Origin of the sequence: Rhodopirellula bahusiensis (assembly GCF_002727185.1) — a bacterium.
GTDB classification, from domain to species: Bacteria; Planctomycetota; Planctomycetia; order Pirellulales; family Pirellulaceae; genus Rhodopirellula; species Rhodopirellula bahusiensis.
Map to the genome: position 1 here is coordinate 127,012 of NZ_NIZW01000006.1, position 8,185 is coordinate 135,196.

General features: G+C 57.1%; 7 protein-coding genes. All 7 read right to left on the reverse strand.

Features of this window, described 5'->3' with window-relative positions:
• Nucleotides 1-80: 80 nt before the first annotated feature.
• The 7 genes from CEE69_RS08425 to CEE69_RS08455 are packed head-to-tail and all read right to left on the reverse strand — an operon-like array spanning nucleotide 81 to nucleotide 7,723.
• Nucleotides 81-1,484, reverse strand: coding sequence for a hypothetical protein (locus tag CEE69_RS08425; RefSeq protein ID WP_099260254.1), 1,404 nt, complete (start codon nucleotides 1,482-1,484; stop codon nucleotides 81-83).
• Complete coding sequence (locus CEE69_RS08430) at nucleotides 1,481-3,100, reverse strand: type IV pilus biogenesis protein PilM (protein WP_099260255.1); 1,620 nt, start codon at nucleotides 3,098-3,100, stop codon at nucleotides 1,481-1,483. Before CEE69_RS08430 ends, CEE69_RS08425 begins: the two co-directional genes overlap by 4 nt.
• Before the next feature lie 15 nt (nucleotides 3,101-3,115).
• A complete protein-coding gene (locus CEE69_RS08435; RefSeq protein ID WP_099260256.1) occupies nucleotides 3,116-4,921 on the reverse strand; it encodes a type II secretion system minor pseudopilin in 1,806 nt (601 codons plus the stop codon).
• Nucleotides 4,905-5,951: a prepilin-type N-terminal cleavage/methylation domain-containing protein gene (locus CEE69_RS08440; RefSeq protein WP_099260257.1), complete on the reverse strand. Its 1,047-nt coding sequence runs from the start codon at nucleotides 5,949-5,951 to the stop codon at nucleotides 4,905-4,907. The genes CEE69_RS08435 and CEE69_RS08440 overlap by 17 nt, the downstream gene beginning before the upstream one ends.
• A gap of 40 nt (nucleotides 5,952-5,991) precedes the next feature.
• Complete coding sequence (locus tag CEE69_RS08445) at nucleotides 5,992-6,483, reverse strand: type II secretion system protein (RefSeq protein WP_099260457.1); 492 nt, start codon at nucleotides 6,481-6,483, stop codon at nucleotides 5,992-5,994.
• A gap of 23 nt (nucleotides 6,484-6,506) precedes the next feature.
• On the reverse strand, nucleotides 6,507-7,238 hold the full coding sequence (locus CEE69_RS08450) for a prepilin-type N-terminal cleavage/methylation domain-containing protein (protein WP_099260258.1): 732 nt from the start codon (nucleotides 7,236-7,238) through the stop codon (nucleotides 6,507-6,509).
• A gap of 5 nt (nucleotides 7,239-7,243) precedes the next feature.
• On the reverse strand, nucleotides 7,244-7,723 hold the full coding sequence (locus CEE69_RS08455) for a type II secretion system protein GspG (RefSeq protein ID WP_099260458.1): 480 nt from the start codon (nucleotides 7,721-7,723) through the stop codon (nucleotides 7,244-7,246).
• Between the last annotated feature and the right edge of the window lie 462 nt (nucleotides 7,724-8,185).

The window sequence follows — 8,185 nt, forward strand, 5'->3', positions numbered from 1 at the left end:
AATCGGCCCGGGCGAACGATTTCCCTGGTTGATGGACCGAGACTATCGCTCGGTGTTTCGATTGTCAATCCGAACTGGGGTCAATCCAACCGTGATTGTGGGGTTGGCTCCGTCGATGAGTCTGCTCCTTCCGTTTGTTCGGACGGTGGCTCTGATTGCTCAGCCGACGGCGCAGAATCTTCCGTCGCGGATGGCTCAGTGGTCGCGGACTCTTCCGCTGCGGAAGCCTCGCCCTCGGATGGCTCGGCGGTTTTCAACGCAACAGCTTCCGACAACTTGCCCGAAGGTCGCAGCTCGTACTCTTTCCCGTCAATTTCCAACAGCACCAGACGAGCCGAAACCGATTTGACGCTGCCCTTCATCGAACCGATCTCGAACAAGTCTCCGATCTGCAGCTTCAACGTTTCACCACGAGTGCGAACGTTCATCCAAGCCGTCCAGTCGTTGCGTCCCTGAACCAACGCGGTCAGGTAAGTTTGCGTCGCGTCGTCAAACTTCGGCGGCAACGGATCCGGTTCTTTTGGCGGAGGAGCATTCTCGAGTTTGACCAACAACGTCTTCTCGATCTGACGTCGCGGGTACCCCGTGTCAGTCATTCGAACAACAACCTTCACGGGTTCCGAGTTCACTTCAGCAGAACCATCACCCGCGTCTTCGCCGTTCTCACCTTCACTGTTCTCTGGATCAGCAGGCGGGTCAAAAGTGAACGTTCCTGAGTCAGCTCTGAAGCTCGCCCACTCTGGCAACTCGCCTTCCAGTTCATAGTTCACGTCCGTGCCTTCCGGGTCGTCCACCTTCAACCGAACATCGGTCTTCTGACCTTTGACGGCAACCAAGGTTGCATCGCCAGCGTAAACCGGTGGCTGGTTTGGAGGCTGAAAGAAGTTGCGATTCAAAATCGACTCGCGAGTTTCGTCGAGCGACTGTGCGATGCGCCACGATTCTCGATCTGGAATCTTGGCATCGATCGCCGCGTTGCTGAGCGAGATCACATCGATCGTCATCTCAACATTCAAATCGCCCGTTCGCGATGGCCCGAAATTCAATTCGCGAATTCGGTGCAGGTAGTCGCGAGCGTAGAAATCGTGCAACAAGCCAACCAATCCATTCAACGAAGTCTTGCCGGACACTCGGAAACCGTAGCGGTGATACAGGTCGCCAACCGGTGCGTCACTGACCGGGTCGACACCGGCGTCCTTCAATCCGGCTTCGCGGACAGTTCCCAGCAACCAAGATTGGTAGGTGCTCTGGGCTCGTTCAGGATTGCTCGGCAACGAACGCACCATGTACTCGCCCATTTGACGATCGGCGTAAGCACCGGCCAACATCTTTTCATTGAGTGTATTCGCTTCGTTCTGCAGACCAGCCAAGCGGTTGTCGCGGAACTTGATCGCGTCTCGGTAGCGATTGAATCCCCACTGGAATGCAATGACCACAAACAGGCCGCCAACGGCCATCGCTAAAAAGCGTTCGCGCTGAGTCATGACTGCACCTCCGGTTGAACGTTCACGTTGAGGCTCGCAGACTGAGAAGCTTCTTGGGTCTCCGTATCAGGCGGCGTCCCATCGGGGTCCGGCTTCGGTTCGCCCTCCGCTTCGCTCGTGGATTCGGCGGCCGTCTCCTCTTCCGCCAGCTTCGCAATTCGCTCGTAACGATCTGCACGAACGCTTTCGCTTCCGACAGACACCGTTTCACGAATTTGCCAGCGGTAGGCATCTTCTGTATCGACCTGACTGGCCCCATCGCCCACAACGCGGTGCGATTCGTCTCGCAAGGACGATTCCATTTCGTCGATCACATCAGGCGATGTTACCAACCCCGAAACGACCATCCGTCCACCACCTTGGCGAGAATCTGACTGAGCGGAAACCTGTTTCAGAATCAACTGATCCGACGGCGGCAGAGCTCCTGCCAAACGGTCGATCTCTTCCAACCAGTTCACATCTGCGTCGAGGAATTGATCAATCCGCTCTGTGCGTTGCACACTCGCGTCGGCCGTCTTCACTTGGTCTCGCATCTGGGCATTGGCTGCTTCCAATCGATCGATCTCAGTGTCACGCGAACTGAGCTGACTCCAGAACAACCACCCCAACCCCAGCACCAGTGCGGCAGGGATACCAATCATCGCGGCCATCTTGCCACGATTGGTGGAGGGCGGAATGTACTCTCGCGGATTCGCGAAATCGATCAGGCGATCCGCATGAGCTTCATCCGCGACCAGCAATCCAACCAGTGGTGCCAAACGGCCGACGGTTTCACCAACGGAAGGCTCCACCGATGAATCGCAGTCGACAATTTGAAGTGGGTTGATCAACCGCTTTTCAGATGGCGTGTCCTGACCTTGATCCAAGCGATCGGCAAGCTGATCCAGCTCATCGCGATGGCGATCGGGCGTTCCCCAAATTGCGATGTCACATGGGGAACCCGACGCGCCACACGCGATCATGCTGCGACGAAGCTCACCGGCCAACGCATTGACTCGTGCAGGCGATTGCGATGGCAAACGGACGGACCGAACAAACGAAACATCGCGGCCACGAAACAAAACGATCTCGGCTTCGTCGCCGACCAAGTCAATCAGTGCCAACGTCGATCGAGTCGAATCATTGGTCTTGTCTCTTAAAATGATCTGATACAGCGCGGCAGCAGCGATCGGACGCAGTGCAATCCGCCCGACGTTCATGCCGGCTTCGCTGATCGCTTTGCGAATCGGATCAAGCTTGTTCGCACCGGTTGCCGAAACGATCGCCCGGACACCTTTCTCGGTGCGACTGGTCGGCAAGTAATCCACCGTCGCGCTATCGCCGGCGGACGCAAAAGTTCGCACCGCCTGAAAGCGGATCATGTCCGGCAATTCTTCGTCCGGCACCGGTGGGAATTCCATCTGACGAAGCTCTGCCGAATCGCGTCCAACCGCGACCAAGCACTCCGATTTTTCCAGCCCGTGTTCTTGGATCCATTTGCGCAGCGTGGTTCCCACACCGGCGGTTTGAATCGGCAAAATCGCGGCATCAACGATTCGCGTTTGTTTGCCGGAGACCTCTCCGACCACAATGCGAATCTGCTGTTCGTCCCAATCGACGGCTACTTTTTTAGTCATGGTGCAATAGTTTACTCAGTTGTTGTCCGGAACCACGATGTTTCCGCCCAGGACCGACAGATCAAACCCGCGACCTAAATGGGTCAGGTCTCGGTAATGAACGATGCGTGGATTTGGCGTGGTTGCGTCGATGATGGCTTCGCCACGTGCGGCCAAACCGGAGCCCGAATCGAAGCCGATGACCTGAGCCCGGAAGACGTCACCGCGAGCGGTCACCAATGGCAACAAGGCTCGCATCTGGTCCACGGTGACTAAACCCTCGGTGAGTGGCCAAGTTTCGTGAGTCCGGTCGGAAGTCGTTCCGCCGCTGTCTTGTGAACGCGCCTCGAGAATGGCGGTCATCGTATCGCTATCAACCAACGGTACTCCCATCAGCAATTCCGCCGGACACTCGTTCAGGTTGATTCGGCCCGGCAAAACGTCGCCGTCTTGCGTCGTTAGTTGATCCATCAGAAACGGCAGGAACTCAGCCAGCAAGGTTGGCTCTCCGATCAACGGCGAGGTGTAAGTGACGGTCTCACCGTTTTGCTCTTGAGTGACTTTCGCGTCGATCAAATCAAGCACCTGGTTGAACTCAATGTCGGCTCCCCCGGTCAAATCGAATGCAGCCAACGCGTCGACGGACCAGGGCAGAACGGTTCCTTCGGATTCGGAGTCAGCGTTCGCCGCGTCTTGAGCTGCGATGCCTTGAGCTGCCAACGCTTCCGCACTCGCACCACTGGCGACCGAGTCGGCCAGCGATGACTGTCCCCCGATGCGGTAAGCGACAATGAAGGATGCGAAGACTTCGTCACCGATTGCGGTCATCAGTTCTTCGTAGAGCACTTCCAGATCATCGCCGTTGATGTTGACTCGAAAATCGCCATCCATCGTCTTGTTCGCTTCGGCCCCGTGCACGGTCAAGTAGCTGGCCCATCCAAGCACGCCCGGTGTTTCGATGCTGGCGGCGTAGCGCTGTTGTTCGTCGGAATCTAAAACGCCATTTCGATTGCTGTCCGCCCCGAACAACAACTGAGGCGTGACACCGCGAACCAACAACAGTTCCTCGACCGTTTGAATGGGACCATTGGCTGCGGCGTAGGGTGTGGCCAGCGAAGTGTAATACTCATCCTCGCAACCGTTCTCACGCGGCTCGGTGTCTTCGTCGATCCAATCCAAGATCGCGTCGGCGATGGTGACGTCCATTCCCGGCAACGTCATCAACAACGTCACGGCGATGTTTTCCGTTGACACATCTGAATCTTCCGAAGCAGTCGCACCGCCAAGGATACCTTCCGCGTCGACACTGCCGCCCGACAAACCCGTCAACATGCTGATCGCTTCTGAGTTTTCCTCGAGCACGACCAATGCGTTGACGTTCAAACGAGCCGATTCGTTTTGCAAGCCATAACGAATGCCACCGAGCGTTCCCATTTCAGTCAGACCGGGAGCCAACACCGTGAAGTTGCTGGTCGGGTTGCCCAGCGATCCATCAGTGATCGGCACTCCCTGAAACATGTTTGGGTTATTGAAGACGCCGCCCGCATCTTCACGCAGCGATGACGGCTGAGCCAATGTCAAACGAACCGCTTCGATTCCGGAGTCGACCGTCGCTCTTGCTTGAACCAAATCGCCAGTCAGATAAGCAGTCTCGTCCGCCGCGATCATCAAATCGGTGAACGAGTAAACCGCCATCGTCGCGACCGCAATCACGATCAGAACCAACACCAAAAAGAACCCACGTCGACGATTCTGGCGTCCAATAGGTTTCGCGGCGAAAGCAACGGTTGGATCGCTCAACGACTCTTCGACGTTTCGCAAAGGCTTATTCGGCGACGACATCGGGTGCCTCCGTGGTGCTGGCGGCTTCCTGCTCTTCGAGCAAGGCTTCTCCGTCCTCTGGAAACGACATGGGAAGACGAATCAGGTGCGTGAAGATTCGTCCTTCGGTCAATCCAATCGATGTGGGACTGGTCTGATCCGCGGTTGCCGCCCCACCGGAGGTCGCCATCGGTTCAAGTTGCAAACGCACGCGAATCGCGAGGGGCAAATAACCCATCTCATCAGTGCTGTACTGCGGCAACCAATTCACTCCGTCGTAGTATTCGAATCCGATCGCGACGACCTCGGGAGCGATGACTTCGCCGGTTTGATCCAAACGCGATGATCCGCCCGTCGACAACGCTTGAACACCAATCGCTCGATCCAACTGGCGACGAACCAAGCCGCCTCCCGTGGACGTGGTTCCGGCCGCCGCATTCTCATCCGTCGCGGCCAACTTTTGCATCTCGTCCTGGATCCCAAACGATCCGGCAACTTGGACAAAGTAGGAAATGGTTTTGATATCGCTGGGTCGATCCAGCAGATCCACGCCAGAACTGATCGCCAAATCGGGATCGATCGCGGTTTGCTCCAAACTCGGCAAACGGCTGATATCGATCTGCAATTGGGTCTCGTTGCCGATCAACCCAGGCGACTGCAAAACGACTCCCGTTTCCAAACTCGTGTCAGTCTCCAACGTCGGATCGCCGTTGAGCGAGTCGGGGTCATCCGGTGGCAAAGAGTCGTCAGTTTCACCACCTTCCTCAGCCGTTGCACCAAGACCGAGACTCTCCAATGGAGCGGCCGCGGCAGCCAACACTTCCGACAACGCTTCGGTGGAAACGGGGCGAGTGACCAACGTCATTCGCAAGTCGTCTTCGATCAGTTGCAACAAAGCAGACGCAAGCTGAGCCTCGCGAAACTGTTGCTCCGCGTTGTCCATTTCACGAGCGTAGAAATTGATCGCGCCGCTGATCAGTCCCATCAACACGACGCTGAGCGCGAGCGTCAACAACATCTCGAGCAGGGTGAAACCGGCCCGTGAAGACACACTGGATTGCTCGGAAGAGATCGAGCAACACGAGCGGCGACTATTCAATGGATGCAGACTCGGCACTGGCTTCCTCCTCTCGCAAAGCGGCTTCTTCTTCGGCCAATTCTTGCAGGCCCAACAAAGGATCAATCATCCAACGAGTCAGTGAGTAAGTTGCGAGGGCAGGACCACCGTCGGGGTCCAAGGCTTCCACGCTGACTCGGACGGCCAACATGCCTTCCATCGGAGCCGGAACGACATCGACCTGAACTTGGAACATGGTCGTCGCATCGGTGTCCATCGCCTCAACGGGCGTCGCGGGAGATGCCGCGGGCGACATTCCGGTGGAAGCCGAAACCAACAGCTCGGACATTTTGCTAGACGCGATCAACCGAGCCTGGCTGAGGTCACGCGCTTCGCGAGCGGCGTCCGTTCCCGTTCCGGCGATCTGAGCAAGAATGCCCAGCGACACACCTAGAATCGCGAGCGACAACATCATCTCGAGCAATGAGAATCCGCAACGAGATCCACTGCCAGATCGGCTTCGCAAATGGCAAACGACGACAGGTGAACTCACGGTGACACCTCGACGCTGGTGTCACCCGTCAAACCACGCAGCAAAACGGCTGCCGAGCCAACCTCAATGTGACTGAGCGTGATTCGCGCGTTGCTCGTTTGGCCAGTGGGGTAGAAATAGATGGGTGGGAAATCCGAAGAGGCAGTCAAAACTACTTCGCCATCCGTGTCCGGCACCGTTGCCGTGGTCGATTCCGTCGCGTTGATCAGCAACGTCGCCGCTTCAGTGCTTCCCTGACCGCCAACCGGCGATGTAAGCACCGTGGTGATGGTCACTCCTTCAGGCATTTGAATGACTCTCGCGTCGGCTTCGACCGGTGTCACAGTGGAAGCGTCAAGTGTTTGTGAAGCTCCCGACAACAACGACGACTGAGAACCCGATTGATCGGCGGCTTGCGTTCCGTCGGCGGCGGAACCCAGCGGAGAAACAATCCAAGCATTCGATTGGCTGGCACCTTCCGCGTCGACAAAGTTTGCCTCCGCCGGACGAAGAACCATCACTCGGCCATCGCGCATCGCACGCACCCGCAATCGAGTCATCTCAGCAGCAAGCTGGTCTGTCCCTCGAACCAATCGGCGATCCGACAACAACGCACCAGCCGTCGGAATGACCACCGCCGCAATGGCAGCAAACACCGCCATCGCAAGCAACAGTTCCAACAAAGTGAAGGCCGTGTGTGAGACGGCCCCGGTGCGCGAACGGATCTTTGCGCGAGGCGAATGCGTCATCGCGATCAGCCTGAGATGATGATGTCATCATCCGTGTTGACTTGTCCGTCAATTCCGCCACTGCGGATTTCGAACGTGTTTCCGTTCACGCTGTAAGTCAACGCATTGCCCCAGGCATCCGCCGGGATTTCGGTGATGATGGGAGCGACCCACTTGGCCTTTTTGGCCGAGTCACTTGGCCCATCGCGAAGCTGCTCCAACGTTTCGGGAAGCGAGTTCATCCGGATTTGATACATCTGGATGTTGCTTTTGAGCGAGTTGAGCTGGGTCGTCGTCGCGTTGGCGTTCGCCTCGGCTTGGGCACCGGTGATGTTGACCAGCACGATCCCGCCGATCACGACCAGAATCGAAAGCACCAACAACAGTTCCAACAACGTGAAGCCGGCACGAGCGGCGGTCACACTGGAACGAGTGCGAGGGGAAGTCAAAGTCGCTCGCTGGCGACGGGCTCGGTGAGCCACACAGTGGTGATCAGTGAGCATCATGGATCGGGACATTCTGCAAAGGTGGGATGGATAGGAAGGATTCCCGCCCGGCTGATCGGCTGGCACATTGGCCGCCCGAGGGCGAGGGGATTCTTCCAAGCGTACATTGAAATGAACCCCAAGCCAGCCCTGAAGTTTCGTGGATCCGGCCAGGTTGGACGATTTGCAACCGCCGCCCCAATTCGCACCATCAGCACACAGCCCGTTGCGAGTTCGTTTCAAGCCGGTTCATTTTGGTCCCAGTGGAGGTCGCACGATGCCGATTGGCCCCACCTCCGGTTCGACGCGAAGGACGAAAAACGCGGCATCTTCGATACTACAAAGAGTCGCTCCTTTGCAGTCGTTTTCCAGAGTTCAAACCGCGTCGAATTTCACAAAAAACGAGGCGTCGGCATCCCACCAATCCGGTACCCAGGAGCATCCCCTGATCTGGCCCGTGATGGATTGGCACTCGGCATTGGA

Excerpts from the sequence above, each read along its gene's own strand:
- CEE69_RS08455 (WP_099260458.1), bottom strand. The coding sequence starts at position 7,723 with ATGATGCTCACTGATCACCACTGTGTGGCTCACCGAGCCCGTCGCCAG.
- CEE69_RS08425 (WP_099260254.1), bottom strand. The coding sequence starts at position 1,484 with ATGACTCAGCGCGAACGCTTTTTAGCGATGGCCGTTGGCGGCCTGTTT.
- CEE69_RS08450 (WP_099260258.1), bottom strand. The coding sequence starts at position 7,238 with ATGACGCATTCGCCTCGCGCAAAGATCCGTTCGCGCACCGGGGCCGTC.
- CEE69_RS08435 (WP_099260256.1), bottom strand. The coding sequence starts at position 4,921 with ATGTCGTCGCCGAATAAGCCTTTGCGAAACGTCGAAGAGTCGTTGAGC.
- CEE69_RS08430 (WP_099260255.1), bottom strand. The coding sequence starts at position 3,100 with ATGACTAAAAAAGTAGCCGTCGATTGGGACGAACAGCAGATTCGCATT.